The organism is Noviherbaspirillum sp. (assembly GCF_035627455.1).
Lineage (GTDB): Bacteria > Pseudomonadota > Gammaproteobacteria > Burkholderiales > Burkholderiaceae_D > Noviherbaspirillum.
Map to the genome: position 1 here is coordinate 1 of NZ_DASPLS010000065.1, position 14,679 is coordinate 14,679.

Sequence of the window (14,679 nt, forward strand, 5' to 3'; positions counted from 1 at the left end):
AGAAACTATGTCGATCTGGTCGCGGGACAGCCTTTTCTTCCCGGTACAGGCCGCTTGACCCTCGGCGCCTATCGAAGCCGCTTCATCTATTTGCGGGAAAGATACTGAATACCACCACTGCAGGTAAGGGACTGTTTTACAAGCATAAAATTTATTGACATCAACAAGTTATTGACCTAACTTCGGGCAAATACTTACTTCCGTTCGCAAGATGCGTTTCTTTATAAAAAACAAAGAAATTGACGGTTGGATGGCAATCAATTTTCTGCGAGACGGCATTAGCGCGATCCATATAACGCGGTCCCCGTCCGCGCTGCCGGCAGTGCAGTTGATGGCATTCTATCCGGCTGAAAAGGAGGCAGTGCAACCTGCGCTCGAAAAACTCGCCAAGGAATTGCATACCCAGCGCTACCGCTGCACCAGCCTGCTTGGCGCCGGCGAGTATCAGCTGCTGTCGGTGGACGCGCCTGCGGTTCCGCAGGATGAATTGAAAACGGCCATCCGCTGGCGCCTGAAGGACATGCTGGACTTCCATGTCGACGACGCGACCATCGATGTGGTTGACGTGCCGGTCGAGAAAAATGCGCCGGCCCGCAACCATTCCATGTACGCCGTTGCGGCGCGCAACCAGCTGATCGAACAGCGCCAGGGCATGTTCGTCGATGCCAAGATCCCGTTGAAGGCGATCGATATTCCGGAAATGGCCCAACGTAACCTGTCGGCGTTATTGGAGCCGGAAGGCCGCGGCGTGGCAATGCTGTCATTCGACGATGATGGCGGCCTGCTGACGGTGACATTCTCGGGCGAACTGTATCTCGCGCGGCGTCTTGATGTGACGCTGGCGCAGTTGTCGCAGGAGGATGGCGAGCAGAGGCATGCGATCCATGACCGCATCACGCTTGAGTTGCAGCGCTCCCTCGACCATTTCGACCGCCAATACCATTTCATCCCGCTGGCCAAGCTCGTACTCGGCCCATTCCACATGCGTGCGGCCGGTTTGCAGGAGTACCTGGCGTCGAATCTGTATGTGCCAGTCGAGAAAATGGACCTGGAGTCGGTTCTCGACCTGTCGAAAGTGTCGGAACTCAGGTCGGCGGATGCGCAGCAGCGCTATTTCCTGACCTTGGGTGCCGCATTACGGCATGAGGAGAAGATGCTGTGAGCCAGCAGATCAATCTCTTCAACCCGATCTTCCTGAAGCAGAAGAAGTACTTTTCCGCTGTAACCATGGTGCAGGCGCTTGGCCTGATTCTGGTTGGCGCAATCGCGCTGACTTCCTATGTCAGCGTTCAACTGTTCACGCTGCAAGCAGAGGCGGAGAACACGAACAAGCAGTTGCGAACCGCGCAGGCGCAGCTGGCGAAGGTAACGGCGGAATATGCCCCGAAGCAGAAAAGCAAGGCCCTTGAAAGCGAGGTCAAGGAAGCGGAGGCGAAAGTCCTTGTACTGCAGCGTGTATTCGAGGTGCTGAAAAAAGGCGAGTTCGGCAATACCGACGGCTATGCCGAGTATTTTCGCGCGCTCGCGCGGCAGATCGATGAAGGCGTGTGGCTCACCGGCTTTTATGTGCATGGCGCCGGAACCGAACTTGGCCTGAAAGGGCGTGCGTTGCAACCGGACCTGGTGCCTGCCTATATCTCTCGCCTCAAGCGGGAGCCGGTGATGCAGGGGAAGTCGTTTGCGGCACTGGAGATGCAATCGGGGGAAAGTGCGTCTGCCGGCAAGGAAAAGCCGGGCGGCACCGCGGGCTCCGGCTATATCGAATTTAACCTGCGTTCTGCGGGCATCGACAAGGCGGATGCACAGCAAGCTGGAGCGATCAAGAAATGAAGCAGCATTGGCAAAAACTGGTATTGCGCATCGATGCACTGAGCCTGCGCGAGCGAGCCATTATTTTCGCCATGGCCGCGCTGGTCCTCGTCATGCTGGTCAACAGCGCCTTGCTTGACCCGCAGTTCAAAAAGCAGAACCAGCTGTCCCAGCGCATCAAGCAGGAACAATCGCAGATCGCCGGGATTCAAGCCGAGATCCAGCAAAAGGTAAAGTCGCACGAAGTCGATCCGGACATGGCCGATCGGGAAAGGCTGCGGCAATTGCAGGCGCAGGCTGAGCAATTGAACTCGGCGTTGCAAGACATGCAAAAAAGCCTTGTTCCTCCTGATAAAATGGCCGAGTTGCTTGAAAGTATATTAAAACGCAACAGCAATCTGCGTCTCGTATCGCTGAAATCGATGCCGGCAACGAGCATTACCGAAGCCCTTGCTCATCCAGGCATTGCCGCTTCCGACAAATCGGCCGCTGCGGCAGCAGGCAGCAATTCAAAGACGCTCGCCGACGCAATTTACCGGCATGGCATGGAAATAAAGATGCAGGGCGGATACCTGGATATGTTGAACTACATGGCCGCGCTCGAAGCGGTGCCATGGCAACTGTTGTGGGGAAGGGTCGAGTTGAGCGTGGATGAATTCCCGAAAGCAACTTTGACATTGACCTTGTACACCCTGAGCCTGGATAAACAATGGTTAAACCTGTGACTGCGCTGAAGACAGTTCGCATCACGTTGGCAGCATCGGTTGGAATTCTGTCGCTGGCGGCATTTGCGCAAGGTCTGAAGGATCCGACCCGCCCTCCGGTCATCGCTGCGGCACCGGCGCCGGGAGGCACGGCTGTTGACGCGGCGGCGACTGCGCCGGTCCTGCAGTCGGTAGTAATCGCACCTGGACGGGTGGTCGCAATAATCAGTGGGCAAACGGTTAAATTGAACGATCAATTCGGCAGTGCCCGGGTGATTAAAATCAGCGAAACTGAGGTAGTGTTGCGGGACGGCAAAGAATTGCGGACATTGAACCTGTTTCCAAACATCCATAAAAAAGCAAGCAATGACAAACCCGATGGAAAAGCGGGTAATCGCATGCAATAGAAGGCAAACAGTGAAAAAAATCATCTTATTGATCGTGATAACGGCATTGGCGGCGTGTAGCGCGCCGTCAGCCAATCGCGGTACATACGATCTTATTAATGCCGAACTGACAAGATCGGCCGAGCCGAAAGCGGAAGCCACGCCGCCGGAGGCTGTCGCGTCTGCCTTGCTGCCACCGCTTGCAATCGACATGCCCCAGGTCCGTAAGCCGGTCGAGGAAAGGTTCAGCCTCACATTCAACAACGTGCCGGCGAGCCAGTTTTTCAACGCGATCGTCTCCGGCACGCGCTACAACATGCTGGTGCATCCGGAGGTGTCCGGCACCATATCGGCGAATCTGAAGGACGTGACCCTGTTCGAAGCGCTGGACGCGATCCGCGAACTGTACGGCTATGACTACCAGGTCAACGGCAACAGCATCATGATCCGGCCGCTGACCTTGCAGACCAAAGTGTTCCAGGTGAATTACCTGACGGGCAACCGGCGCGGGAATTCAACGACAACCGTTACCTCGGGCAACGATATCAATTCGAATAACAATAATTCGAACAACAACGCAAATAACAACAATACCAATAACAACAATTCGAACGCGAATAACAATTCGTCCACAGGATCGAACAGCGGATCGCGGCAATCCGGGAGCAGCAGCGTCAATACCATTACTGCAACCGATTTCTGGTCCGAGCTTAGAGCTTCGCTGGAAGCGATTGTAGGAACCGGCAAGGAAGGACGCAGTGTCGTCATCAGCCCGCAGTCAGGTGTCGTGGTGATTCGTGCGATGCCGGACGAGTTGCGCAATGTGAGTGCCTATCTGAAGGCAACACAACTTTCGGTCGATCGGCAGGTGATTCTTGAAGCCAAGATCCTCGAAGTGCAGTTGAACGACAGCTATCAGTCGGGGATTAACTGGGCTGGCTTCAGGCTCGGCGGGAATACCCGTGTGTCGGCAGGGCTTCTTGCGCCCGGCACCAGCCTGGCTTCATCCTCCGCGGTGAACGCATTGACCGCGAACGGAGTCGCGTCGGCCGTCGGTTCGACCCTCAGCAACAGTGCTGCCGGGTCCTTGTTCGGTCTCGCGTTCCAGACCAGTAATTTTTCCGCGCTGATTTCCTTCCTCGAAACGCAGGGCACGGTACATGTGCTGTCCAGTCCGCGTATCGCGACCTTGAACAATCAAAAAGCGGTCCTTAAGGTGGGAACCGATGAATTCTTCGTCACCAATGTCAGTACGACGACGACCGCGGGTACGACTACGACGACCACGCCAAGCGTGACGCTGCAGTCGTTCTTCTCCGGTGTGGTGCTCGACGTGACGCCGCAAATCGATGAGCAGGGCAATATCATCCTGCACATACATCCCTCGGTTAGCCAGGTCAGTACCGTCAACAAGTCCATCAACCTTGGCGTCGGCGGTTCGCTGACGCTTCCGCTGGCTGCCAGCAGCACCTCGGAGACGGACAGCGTGGTGCGCGGCCAGGACGGACAGATTGTCGCGATTGGCGGTCTGATGCGGCAAGCAACTGTGGAAGACCGCTCAGGCCTGCCGGGGGCGTCCAACACGCCGATTTTCGGTAATACCAGCCGCACCGTGCAGAAGCGCGAACTTGTCATCCTGCTCAAGCCGACTATCGTCCACGGAAGCAGCAACTGGGCTCAGAACATCATGGAAAGCCAGCAGCGGATTCAGGGACTGGCGCCCAAGGGCACGTGGGAGTAGGGTTCGCGTATGTACAAGTCTCATTTCGGCCTGCGTGAGCTGCCCTTCGGGATCACCCCGGACACGACGTTTTTCTTTGCCTGCGCCAACTACCAGGAGGCGCTGAACACGCTGCTGATCGCGACGAAAAACGGCGAAGGATTCATCAAGATCACCGGCGAGGTCGGCGTCGGAAAGACGCTGTTGTGCCGCAAATTCATGGCCACGCTGGACAAGGGCTTCGTCACGGCCTACATCCCGAACCCCTTCCTGGAACCGCGCACACTGATGCTCGCGCTTGCGGACGAACTGGAAGTCCAGCAAAACAAGGACGTGGATCAGCACACGCTGCTGAAATCGATCACGCACCGGCTGCTGGTACTTGCCCGCGAAGGAAAACGGGTGGTGTTGTGCATCGACGAAGCGCAGGCGATGCCGCTGGAGACGCTGGAAGCGCTGCGCCTGCTGACCAACCTCGAGACCGAAAAGCGCAAGCTTCTGCAAATCGTCATGTTCGGGCAACCCGAGCTTGACCGGAAGCTGCAGCAGGAAGCGGTCCGCCAGCTCAACCAGCGCATCACTTTCCACTATCATCTCGGCCAGCTGACGAAGGATGATATGGAGTATTACCTGCACCATCGATTGACCGTCGCCGGTTACACCGGAAGCCGCATGTTCAACCGAGGCGCGGAAAAGGCATTGTACGCAGCAAGCAGGGGCGTGCCGCGATTGATCAACATCCTCGCGCACAAGGCGCTGATGCTTGCCTACGCCGAAGGCAAGTCGCAAATCACCGCGCGCCACATTCGAGCCGCCGCCCAAGACACCGGCGCCGCGCAGAAGCGGCGCTGGGCATGGGCTTGGGCCGGCGGCGCCGCACTTCTGGTCGCCGGTTCCGGCATGGCCTGGGCATTCCTGCGATGAGTCTGATCAACAAGGTCTTGCGCGAACTTGACGCCCGACGCGCGGATGCGCCGGGCACAGGGTCGTTCGCCCAGCCCGTGAGGGCGGTGCCGGCCCCGAGGCCGAAACGCACTGTCTGGTGGGGCGTCGCCGCAGTCGCGCTGATGGCGGGTGGCGCACTGGCATGGGAGCAGTTCCGGCCTGCGCATGCACCGGCGCCGGCACAGAAAACGGGCCAGCTGCCGCTGCGCATGGACGTGGACTTGAGCATGGAGCAGCCGGGCGCGCCACCGGTTTCGCCCGCGCAGCCGGTGCCGCCGGAGCCGGCCGCAGCCGCAGTGGACAGGCCTGCGGAAACTGCTGCGCCGGTCGTGGCGGTAAGCGCGCCTGCGGCGCCACCGCAGGCACTGGTGCCGCCGCCGGTACCTGCAGTGCCGGCGGATGCGGGTCAGAGCAAGCGCACCCCGAAGGCGGCTGTACCCAAGGAAGCGGTGCCCCCGGCCCCGGCACCGGAGGTGTCCCAAGCAGCACCGCCGGCGAAATCAACGGCACGCATGCCGAAGGCGTCCGTGCCCGCACCTGAAGGCAGGCCGTCCGAATCAAGGTCTTCCGAAGCACAACCTGCCATCACCAAGCAGGTCAGGGAAATGACGCCGCAGCAGCGCGCCGAGAATGAATACCGCAAGGCGGTGCTCGCGGTGCAGCAGGGCAAGGCGGCGGACGCGCTTCCGGCGCTCGAACTGACAATCCAGCTCGATCCGCAGCATGCGGCTGCGCGGCAAGTCCTGATCGGCATCATGCTTGAACAGAACCGGCGCGAGGACGCGCTGCGCATCGCGCGCGACGGCGTGCAGCTCGATCCCGGCCAGCACGGCCTGGCGATGATTCTTGCCCGCCTGGAGCTCGAAAAAGGCGAACTGCACTCGGCAATCCAGACGCTGGACCGCAGCCTGCCGTACGCTTCCGACCGGGCCGACTATCTGGCGTTCCTGGCGGCGGTGCTGCAGCGGGACGGGCAGCACAAGCGGGCGGTGGATCATTACCTGCAGGCGCTGCAAAAAACACCGCAGCAGGGCGCCTGGTGGATGGGCCTGGGAATTTCGCTCCAGGCAGACCGGCGCCTGGCAGAGGCACAGGAAGCGTTCAAGCGCGCCAAGGCCACCAATACCCTCTCACCCGAGCTGCTGTCATTCGTAGACGCACGGCTCAGCCAGCTTCAGCGCTGACCGGTTTTCCGCTTCGTCGGGTTCGCGCCGCCTACACTATCTTTTTGGCCGTCGCCCGGTCCAGCCACTTGTCATGATGTTGCGGTATGAACGTCTTGAGTCGTTCCATCAATTGCTGCGGCTCGCGCTCGTGGATCAGGATTGATGCCTGCTCCGCCTTCAGGAACCGTTCCGCGACGACATGCTGCAGGAACCCGATCAATCCGTCGTAAAAGCCGTTCACGTTGAGAAGCGCGATCGGCTTGTCATGAAACCCCAGCTGCGACCAGGTAAACACCTCGAACAGCTCTTCCAGCGTGCCGATCCCGCCCGGCATCGCGATAAACCCGTCCGACAGGTCGGCCATCATCGCCTTGCGCTCATGCATGTCCTTCACGATGTATTGGCGCGTCAGTCCGAGGTGCCCGACTTCCTTTTCCATCAGCGCTTTCGGGATCACCCCGGTCGCCTCGCCGCCGAGCCGCAGCACCTCATCGGCGATCACCCCCATCAGCCCGACGTTCCCGCCGCCGTACACCAGCGCGATATTGTTATCGACCATCACCTTGGCCAGCCCGCGCGCCGCATCGGCATAGACCGGCGATGCGCCCGGGGATGACCCGCAATACACACAGAGAGACTTCATTTCGACGCCCAACAAAAAAGCCGGATCATGCCCGGCTTGTAATGACAAAAGCTCCACGGCTGGAACCGGATGACGACAGCATACCCGATCCCGCTCCGTTTTTTGCTCAGTCTTCCAGCTCCGCCTTCGCCAGCTCCACGTCCAGGCGCTCGGTTGCGTCCATCGGTTCGCATGCGGCCGCTTCCTCGTAGAGCTTGACGGCTTCGTCCATTTTCTTCTTGCCTTCAAGCATGATCAAGCCGTTCGCATACTCGACGCGGGAAATCGCCGAATCAGGGTTGAGCTTGAGCGCGGCCTTGTACAGCTTCAGCCCTTCATCCTTCTTCGCGCCATAGGTCAGGCCGCCGATCATCGCGCCGACCTTGTCGATGACTTCGGCATGATAGGTTCCCAGGCCGACATGCGCGTCCGCATGCTTCGGCGCGAGCTTGACCGTGGTGTCCAGGCTTTGCTTGACCTTGTTGCCTATTCCCTGCGACAGCGCCTTCACGATGGAAATGCCCTGCGCATAACGGCCCAGCGCGTACGCATGCCAGTAATAGGCATTCGGGTTCTTCGGCTGCTCGCGCTGCTGTGCTTCGCAGCGCTCGGCGACTTCCTGGAACAGCGCCAGCTTTTTCTTTTCGGATTTCTCGAGGTAGGTCGCGTACATCGCGGTGGCCTTGTTCGCCACCGTATAGCCGTCCACCCCCGCCGCCAGGCCCAGCTTGGCCGCCTTTTCGAATTCGCCGGCATGGAATGCGATCCAGGCGTCGACGATGGCGGGATCTTTCGGGAAGGGTTCGGCGTCGCCCGCATGCAGGCGCGGCCAGGCCTTCTTCAGGCTGGTGGCGGTGTAGACGTAAGCGTCATCGGGATAGGGGAATTTGCTCCATGCCATTTTGTATTTTCCTTATTTGAGTTTTTTCAGGTATTCCTCGGCTAGTTTTTCGAACAGCAGATGCGTCTCGCCCCGCAGATAGGGGCCGATCAGCGAAAGTACCTGGTAGCAGCCGCGCGCCAGTGCTTCGGCCATCGCTTCCTGCTCCGTATATTTGCGCGGGTTGCGCACATATTCATAGGAAAGCCAGTAGGTCGCGACGACCACCATGTTGGTCGCCAGCGCGTCGATGTCGAGGTCGTTCGCTTCCAGCGCGCCGTCGCTGCGCAGGCCCTGGCAGAGCTGTTGCGCGACCTTGATCTTGTGCGCCAGGATCTGCTTGAAGTGCAGCTCCAGCTTGCGGTTGCGCGACAGCAGGTCGGACAGGTCACGGTAGAAGAAGCGGTAGCGCCAGACCAGTTCGAACATCAGGTGCAGGTACAGCCACACGTCCTCGATGTTCGGCCGGCGGTCGGCGGGCACCGCGAGCATGCGGCCGATCTCCGCCTCGAACTGGGCAAACAGCGAGTTGACGATGTCGTCCTTGTTGCGGAAGTGGTAGTACAGGTTGCCGGGCGAAATATTCATTTCTTCGGCAATCACCGTGGTGGTGATGTTCGGTTCGCCGAATTCGTTGAACAGTCGCAGCGACAGTTCAAGAATACGCTCCCGGGTACGCCGAGGGGCTTTGTGTTGCATGCTGGCTGCCTCCCATTTGTATTTTGGAATATTTATAGGGGCTACAAATGGCCGTGCGCGGGAAGGGCGTCCGGATCGGGTCGGCATGGAGCAATACACGCTGGCGGCCAGACCTCGTTCACGTACTCGGCTATTTGTGAGCCGGGGTCTAGCATAACACCGATAAATCGATCCAGTAATGCCGTGCATCAACTATCCCCCGGCGATCTTCAGGTGCCGTTCCAGGCTGTCGAGCGTCTCTTCCAGGCGCTGCAGGCCGAACCGGTCTTCCTTCCCGGGTACCGGATGCTTCACCAGCGTCAGGCTGCTGTCGCGCAGCACGGAAAGCTTCAGGCGCAAGCCGTGGCGCTCGAGCACCGGGCCGATTTCCTTGCGCCGCTGCCACAACATCATGCGTGTGTTCTGGTAGGCGTTCTCGCACATGCGGCGCCGGTTGTTGTAGCTGAACAGGTTGGTGAAGAACATGTCTGCGTCTTCGGTGCTCGGTTCGACCAGCAGGATGTCGGTGGAGGGGTAGCTGACCAGGTAGTTGGACATGCCGACCTCCACCCGGGAATGGATGATCGCCCGCAGCGATTGCGACAGGACGGCGAGCAGGCCGCCCTGGGCGAGCTTGCCGGGCGCATGCAGGGACCGCGCGTTGTAGGGCACGATCGGGTTCAGGCAGAGCAGCAGGTCGACTTCCTCATCCAGCGCGATCGATGCATGCAGGGTCTTGCGCAGCGCGCCGTCGACGAAATAGCGGCCGCCGATCTCGACCGGCGGGAACAGGCCGGGCACCGCCGCGCTTGCCTGGGCCGCCCGGGAGATGGGTACGTCGTCGTAACCCGGCAGGCCGAAGCGGACCGCTTCCCCGGAGTCGAGGTCGGTGGCGACGATGACCAGCTTCTGCTTCAGCTTGCGGAAATCGTTGGTCCGGCCCGCCGCGGCAAAGATCCGCTCCATGAACTCATGGATGCCGTCGCCGGAGAGAATACCGGTTGGCAGCACGCCTTTGAGCCGCTCCAGCGAGCCGGCGACGCTGGTCTTGCCGCGCCGCGTCACGTAATGGAACAGGCCCCCGATCAGGAGGATGGGAAAGGCCGCCGCCCGGACGCTGAACTCTTCCCAGGCCGGTCGCAGCAGCATTTCGGGCTTGAACAGGTTTTCCTCGGCCACGCCGGCGTCGCTTTCGACGAACAGCCGGCACATTTCATGCGGCGTGATGCCGTTGGCCAGTCCGGCGGCGAGGATGCCGCCGGCGCTGATGCCGACGTAGATCGCGGCCTCGTTCAGGTCCAGGCCCTCGATCGATTCTTCCAGTGCGGCCAGCGCGCCGATTTCATAGACGGCGCCGAGCGGGCCGCCGCCCGCGAGCGCGAGGCCGATACGCGAGGAGGGCTTCCTGGCGGGACGCCGGGCGGAAGGTCGGTTGGAAGCAGGGTCGGAAGTGCGCTTGGAAGTCATGGGCCTCGCTGGGCGGCGTGTCAGGCGGTCGTCCGGACGCCGGGCAGCGGCAGCTGCCCGGGGCCTCGAACAAAAAAGGGCTTGTGCGCCGCACAAGCCCCTCGGAGTGCGCGATCGGCGCGGCGTGACGCGGAATTACTTCGCGGCGGCCTTACGTGCCGTGGTCTTGACCGAGGTCTTTTTCACGGCCGGCTTCACGGCCGGCTTTGCGGCGGCCTTTTTTGCGGCCGGACGCGATGCGGTGCGCGACGCGGTTTTCTTGCCGGTCAGCGCTTCGACCGACTTGCTCAGCTCTTCGACGCGCTTGGTGAGGGTCTGGATATCCTCCTGGGTCGGCACGCCCAGGCTCTTGAGGGAGCGGGATACGCGGTCTTCGAACACCTGCTCCAGTTTGTCCCAGGAACCGGCGGCCTGCTTGCTCACGCTGTCGGCCATCTTGACGACCGTGCCGGTGACGTCGTTGACCTTGCCGTTGGCCAGGAACTGGGTGCGCTTCTGCAGCTCGGTGCCTTCCTTGACCAGCTTGGCGAATACCTTGCCGCCTTCTTCCTGTGCCTTCGCAAAAGCGCCCAGGCCCGCTTGCCAGATCTGCTGCGCCGACGTACGCACGGCTTCGGCCAGTTGCAGGTCGTCGGACTTGGCCAGTGCTTTCAGTTTTTTGACCATCTTCTTCTCCATTGTTGGTTAACTCGAGACGCCGGACCAGCCGACGCGCTTATTGATGATGGGAGTGTATGCGCCAAAAGTAGAGATGGCATTCTAAAGCCGTAGAGCGGCCGTTCTAAACGGGCTTTCGGCCCGGCCTGGCGCTTGCAAACCGGCACCGGGCCTGCAATGATCTGTGCTGTCGCATCAAGCTCGAATTTCAAAAATAAGGGGAGTCAGCATGCAATATTTCGTCACAGGGGCAACGGGTTTCATCGGGAAGCGCTTGGTCAAGAAGCTTCTGGCGCGCAAAGGCAGTATCGTCTATTTTCTGATCCGCGAAGGGAGCAAGGACAAGATCCCGGGCCTGATCGAGTACTGGGGCGCGCCCAAGTCGCGCGTCATTCCCGTCTACGGCGACCTGGCTGCCTCCCGGCTGGGCGTATCGAAGGAAGAAATCAAGGGGCTTTCCAAGAACATCGACCACTTCTTCCACCTCGCCGCGATCTATGACCTGAAGGCGGATCCGCAATCCCAGATGGAAGTGAACATCGAAGGCACGCGCAACGCGGTTGCCTTCGCCAATGCGGTCGGCGCCCGCTGCTTCCATCACGTCAGCTCCATCGCGGCGGCAGGCCTGTTCGAGGGCATCTTCCGCGAGGACATGTTCGAAGAGGCGGAGAACCTCGATCATCCGTACTTCGCGTCGAAGCACGAGTCGGAAAAGGTGGTGCGCAAGGAATGCAAGGGCGCATTCCGCGTCTACCGTCCCGGCATGGTGGTCGGCGATTCGAAGACCGGCGAAATGGACAAGATCGACGGCCCGTATTACTTCTTCAAGCTGATCCAGCGCATCCGCCAGATCCTGCCGCCGTGGATGCCCACCATCGGCATCGAAGGCGGACGCGTGAACATCGTCCCGGTCGATTACGTGGTCGATGCGATGGACTACATTGCGCATCAGCCCAAGCTGGACGGCAAATGCTTCCACCTGACCGACCCCGAGCCGATGCGCGTGGGCGACGTGCTCAATACCTTCTGCCGCGCGGCGCACGCGCCGACCATGAGCCTGCGCATCAATGCGGCGCTGCTGGGCTTCATTCCCAGGTCGATCACCAAGGGCATGATGGCGCTTACGCCGGTGCGCCGCGTGCGCTCGGCGGTCATGAAGGATCTCGGCCTGCCGGATGACCTGATGCAGTTCATCAACTATCCGACCCGCTTCGACAACCGCGAGACGGCGGCGGCGCTCAAGGGCAGCGGCATCGCCTGTCCGCGCTTGGAAGATTATGCGTTCCGGATCTGGGATTACTGGGAGCGCAACCTCGATCCCGACCTGTTCATCGACCGTACGCTGCGCGGCCAGGTGGCGGGCAAGGTGGTGCTGGTGACCGGCGGCTCCTCGGGCATCGGGCTCGCCGTCGCGCACAAGCTGGCCGAAGCCGGCGCGGTCACCATCATCTGCGGCCGCGACGAAGGGAAGCTGGCGGAAGCGAAGAAGGAAATCAACGACCGCGGCTTCGACGTCATTACCTATTCGGTGGACGTGTCCGACATGATGGATTGCGACCGCTTCGTACAGCTGCTGAACGAAAATCACGGCGGCGTCGACATCCTCGTCAACAATGCCGGCCGCTCGATCCGGCGCGGCATTGAATCCAGCTATGACCGCTTCCACGACTTCGAGCGCACGATGCAGCTGAACTATTTCGGCGCGTTGCGGCTGACCATGGGCCTGCTGCCGAAGATGGTCGAGAAGCGGAGCGGCCATGTGATCAACATTTCCTCGATCGGCGTGCTGACCAATGCGCCGCGTTTCTCGGCCTATGTCGCATCCAAGGCGGCGCTCGATGCATGGACCCGTTGCGCCGCATCCGAATTCGCGGATGTCAACGTCAAGTTCACTACCATCAACATGCCGCTGGTGCGCACCCCGATGATCGCGCCGACCCGCATCTACCAGAACGTGCCGACGCTGTCGCCGGACGATGCCGCCGAACTGATCGCGGAAGCGATCGTGCACAAGCCGGTGCGGATCGCGACCCGCCTGGGCATACTCGGCGAGGTCATGCACGCGCTGCTGCCGCGCGTCGCACAGGTGATCATGAACACCAGCTTCCGCATGTTCCCGGATTCCGACGCTGCCAAGGGCGGCGACCAGAAGAAGGGCACGCAGATGACCGCCGACCAGATCGCGCTGCAGCAGCTGCTGCGCGGCGTCCACTTCTGATCTGCGCTGTTGCAGGGTGCATGAACACCGCCCCGGTCCGCCGGGGCGTTTGCATTGGCGCTTACCTTTGCGGCAGCACCACCGTGTCGATTTCGTGAATCACGCCGTTGTCCGCCATCATGTCGCTCTGGACCACATTGGCATTGTCGACCGTGACCTTGCCGTTGTCGGATTTCAGGACCAGCTCGTCCCCCTGTATGGTTTTCACTTTGCCCGGCTTCACATCGGCGACCATCACCTTGCCGGGGATCACATGATGTGACAGTATTTCAGCGAGCCGGGCTTTGTCCTTCATCAGGCTATCCACCGTGCCGGGAGGTAACTGGTTGAACGCATAATCGCTTGGCGCGAACACGGTGTAAGGACCGGAATTTTTCAGCGTCTCGGCAATGCCGGCCGCTTTGGCGGCGGCAAGGAAGGTCTTGAAGGATCCAGAGGTAGAGGCAGTTTCGACCAGGTCGGCGGACCAGGCATTGGAAACCAGGAACGATAGTGCGACGGTCGATGCGAGGGTGGCACAGGATCGTTTCATGTAGGCTCCTTTTTCTGGCAATAGTGTCTGCAAGGAATGCGCGGGCGGCGCCGCGCTTTAAATAAGTTGACCTTGCTTCTGAAAAGTTCAAACCGTTTCTGGTGGCCGTACCATCTGGCAAATGCATCCAACATACAGATTCGATACAGGAAGGACCAGGGGCACATGGCAAATTTCCACAGCGAACTCGATCACCTCGTGCTCGTCGCCGCCACGCTGGAGAGCGGCGTGGCATTCTGCGAAAAAGCGCTTGGCGTGCGGATGACGAAAGGGGGCGAACACGCCCGCATGGGGACGCATAATTTCCTGCTCAATCTCGGCGACGCCATCTACCTGGAGGTGATCGCGATCAATCCGTCCGGCGCCGCGCCGGAAGGGGCGCGATGGTTCGGCATGGATCATCCCGAAGAGCGCTCCCGCGCCGCCGTTTCTCCGTATCTGGCGACTTTCGTGGCCAGGACCAGCGACATCGACGCTGCCTGCACGGCACTGCCTTCGCTCGGGGCGGCGCGTGAAATGCAGCGCGACAGCCTGCGGTGGCGGATCACGATTCCGGAGGAGAGCGCGCTGCTGGAGGGCGGGGCGCTGCCCACCGTGATTCAATGGCCGCAGGGAGTGCATCCGACGCAGGCGATGCCGGACTCGGGATGCAGGCTGGAGCAGCTCGAGGTCTGGCATCCGCGGCCCGAATCGGTCGGCGCGATGTGGGAACGGATCGGACTGCACGGCGGCGACCGCCTCGTCCTTCGCCGCGCCGGCGCCGATGCGGGCCCTTGCCTGCGCGCACGCATCGTGACGCCGGAAGGAACGCGGATAATAGGTTGAAAAGCGGCAGCATATCCGCTGCCGATTCCCGGTATTCTTGCTGGTATGGCCGCCGCCGCGGTCGGCCGCT

General features: G+C 60.7%; 15 protein-coding genes. 9 read left to right on the plus strand and 6 right to left on the minus strand.

Going from position 1 to position 14,679, the window contains the following annotated elements; genetic code table 11:
• Positions 1 to 331: 331 nt before the first annotated feature.
• From pilM to VEC01_RS12100, 7 genes are read left to right on the plus strand one after another with little or no spacing between them, the layout of a single operon-like run.
• Positions 332 to 1,162, plus strand: a complete 831-nt coding sequence (gene pilM / locus VEC01_RS12070) for an agglutinin biogenesis protein MshI (protein WP_324901096.1) — start codon at positions 332 to 334, stop codon at positions 1,160 to 1,162.
• Positions 1,159 to 1,830, plus strand: a complete 672-nt coding sequence (locus VEC01_RS12075) for a PilN domain-containing protein (protein WP_324901098.1) — start codon at positions 1,159 to 1,161, stop codon at positions 1,828 to 1,830. The genes pilM and VEC01_RS12075 overlap by 4 nt, the downstream gene beginning before the upstream one ends.
• Complete coding sequence (locus tag VEC01_RS12080; RefSeq protein ID WP_324901100.1) at positions 1,827 to 2,534, plus strand: MSHA biogenesis protein MshJ; 708 nt, start codon at positions 1,827 to 1,829, stop codon at positions 2,532 to 2,534. The genes VEC01_RS12075 and VEC01_RS12080 overlap by 4 nt, the downstream gene beginning before the upstream one ends.
• Positions 2,519 to 2,920: an MSHA biogenesis protein MshK gene (locus VEC01_RS12085; protein WP_324901102.1), complete on the plus strand. Its 402-nt coding sequence runs from the start codon at positions 2,519 to 2,521 to the stop codon at positions 2,918 to 2,920. The genes VEC01_RS12080 and VEC01_RS12085 overlap by 16 nt, the downstream gene beginning before the upstream one ends.
• A gap of 10 nt (positions 2,921 to 2,930) precedes the next feature.
• Complete coding sequence (locus tag VEC01_RS12090; protein WP_324901103.1) at positions 2,931 to 4,640, plus strand: secretin N-terminal domain-containing protein; 1,710 nt, start codon at positions 2,931 to 2,933, stop codon at positions 4,638 to 4,640.
• 9 nt (positions 4,641 to 4,649) lie between these two features.
• Entirely contained in the window at positions 4,650 to 5,543 is an 894-nt protein-coding gene (locus VEC01_RS12095) for an ExeA family protein (RefSeq protein WP_324901104.1), read from the plus strand.
• Positions 5,540 to 6,748 carry a tetratricopeptide repeat protein gene (locus tag VEC01_RS12100; protein ID WP_324901105.1) on the plus strand — a complete coding sequence of 403 codons (1,209 nt, stop codon included), beginning with the start codon at positions 5,540 to 5,542 and terminating at the stop codon, positions 6,746 to 6,748. The genes VEC01_RS12095 and VEC01_RS12100 overlap by 4 nt, the downstream gene beginning before the upstream one ends.
• A gap of 31 nt (positions 6,749 to 6,779) precedes the next feature.
• Here the strand turns inward: VEC01_RS12100 and VEC01_RS12105 are convergent, their stop codons facing one another.
• From VEC01_RS12105 to VEC01_RS12125, 5 genes are all read right to left on the minus strand, one after another.
• Entirely contained in the window at positions 6,780 to 7,373 is a 594-nt protein-coding gene (locus tag VEC01_RS12105; protein WP_324901106.1) for a TIGR00730 family Rossman fold protein, read from the minus strand.
• Positions 7,374 to 7,479: 106 nt separating this feature from the next.
• Positions 7,480 to 8,253, minus strand: a complete 774-nt coding sequence (locus VEC01_RS12110) for a hypothetical protein (protein ID WP_324901108.1) — start codon at positions 8,251 to 8,253, stop codon at positions 7,480 to 7,482.
• Between the two features lie 12 nt (positions 8,254 to 8,265).
• On the minus strand, positions 8,266 to 8,931 hold the full coding sequence (locus VEC01_RS12115) for a TetR/AcrR family transcriptional regulator (RefSeq protein ID WP_324901109.1): 666 nt from the start codon (positions 8,929 to 8,931) through the stop codon (positions 8,266 to 8,268).
• Between the two features lie 192 nt (positions 8,932 to 9,123).
• Positions 9,124 to 10,377: a patatin-like phospholipase family protein gene (locus VEC01_RS12120; protein ID WP_324901110.1), complete on the minus strand. Its 1,254-nt coding sequence runs from the start codon at positions 10,375 to 10,377 to the stop codon at positions 9,124 to 9,126.
• 135 nt (positions 10,378 to 10,512) lie between these two features.
• Positions 10,513 to 11,043 carry a phasin family protein gene (locus tag VEC01_RS12125; RefSeq protein WP_324901111.1) on the minus strand — a complete coding sequence of 177 codons (531 nt, stop codon included), beginning with the start codon at positions 11,041 to 11,043 and terminating at the stop codon, positions 10,513 to 10,515.
• Positions 11,044 to 11,263: 220 nt separating this feature from the next.
• On the opposite strand from VEC01_RS12125, the gene VEC01_RS12130 reads away from it, so the two are divergent.
• On the plus strand, positions 11,264 to 13,252 hold the full coding sequence (locus VEC01_RS12130) for an SDR family oxidoreductase (RefSeq protein ID WP_324901112.1): 1,989 nt from the start codon (positions 11,264 to 11,266) through the stop codon (positions 13,250 to 13,252).
• 61 nt (positions 13,253 to 13,313) lie between these two features.
• On the opposite strand, the gene VEC01_RS12135 is transcribed toward VEC01_RS12130, so the two are convergent.
• A complete protein-coding gene (locus tag VEC01_RS12135; RefSeq protein ID WP_324901113.1) occupies positions 13,314 to 13,784 on the minus strand; it encodes a fasciclin domain-containing protein in 471 nt (156 codons plus the stop codon).
• Between the two features lie 165 nt (positions 13,785 to 13,949).
• On the opposite strand from VEC01_RS12135, the gene VEC01_RS12140 reads away from it, so the two are divergent.
• The gene (locus VEC01_RS12140; RefSeq protein WP_324901115.1) at positions 13,950 to 14,609 is read left to right on the plus strand and encodes a VOC family protein; all 660 of its coding nucleotides are present in this window, start codon (positions 13,950 to 13,952) and stop codon (positions 14,607 to 14,609) included.
• Positions 14,610 to 14,679 lie beyond the last annotated feature (70 nt).

What these genes read in the sequence shown, in the direction of transcription:
- pilM (WP_324901096.1), top strand. Translation starts at nt 332, where the DNA reads ATGGCATTCTATCCGGCTGAAAAGGAGGCAGTGCAACCTGCGCTCGAA.
- VEC01_RS12080 (WP_324901100.1), top strand. Translation starts at nt 1,827, where the DNA reads ATGAAGCAGCATTGGCAAAAACTGGTATTGCGCATCGATGCACTGAGC.
- VEC01_RS12085 (WP_324901102.1), top strand. Translation starts at nt 2,519, where the DNA reads ATGGTTAAACCTGTGACTGCGCTGAAGACAGTTCGCATCACGTTGGCA.
- VEC01_RS12095 (WP_324901104.1), top strand. Translation starts at nt 4,650, where the DNA reads ATGTACAAGTCTCATTTCGGCCTGCGTGAGCTGCCCTTCGGGATCACC.
- VEC01_RS12100 (WP_324901105.1), top strand. Translation starts at nt 5,540, where the DNA reads ATGAGTCTGATCAACAAGGTCTTGCGCGAACTTGACGCCCGACGCGCG.
- VEC01_RS12105 (WP_324901106.1), bottom strand. Translation starts at nt 7,373, where the DNA reads ATGAAGTCTCTCTGTGTGTATTGCGGGTCATCCCCGGGCGCATCGCCG.
- VEC01_RS12110 (WP_324901108.1), bottom strand. Translation starts at nt 8,253, where the DNA reads ATGGCATGGAGCAAATTCCCCTATCCCGATGACGCTTACGTCTACACC.
- VEC01_RS12115 (WP_324901109.1), bottom strand. Translation starts at nt 8,931, where the DNA reads ATGCAACACAAAGCCCCTCGGCGTACCCGGGAGCGTATTCTTGAACTG.
- VEC01_RS12120 (WP_324901110.1), bottom strand. Translation starts at nt 10,377, where the DNA reads ATGACTTCCAAGCGCACTTCCGACCCTGCTTCCAACCGACCTTCCGCC.
- VEC01_RS12125 (WP_324901111.1), bottom strand. Translation starts at nt 11,043, where the DNA reads ATGGTCAAAAAACTGAAAGCACTGGCCAAGTCCGACGACCTGCAACTG.
- VEC01_RS12130 (WP_324901112.1), top strand. Translation starts at nt 11,264, where the DNA reads ATGCAATATTTCGTCACAGGGGCAACGGGTTTCATCGGGAAGCGCTTG.
- VEC01_RS12135 (WP_324901113.1), bottom strand. Translation starts at nt 13,784, where the DNA reads ATGAAACGATCCTGTGCCACCCTCGCATCGACCGTCGCACTATCGTTC.
- VEC01_RS12140 (WP_324901115.1), top strand. Translation starts at nt 13,950, where the DNA reads ATGGCAAATTTCCACAGCGAACTCGATCACCTCGTGCTCGTCGCCGCC.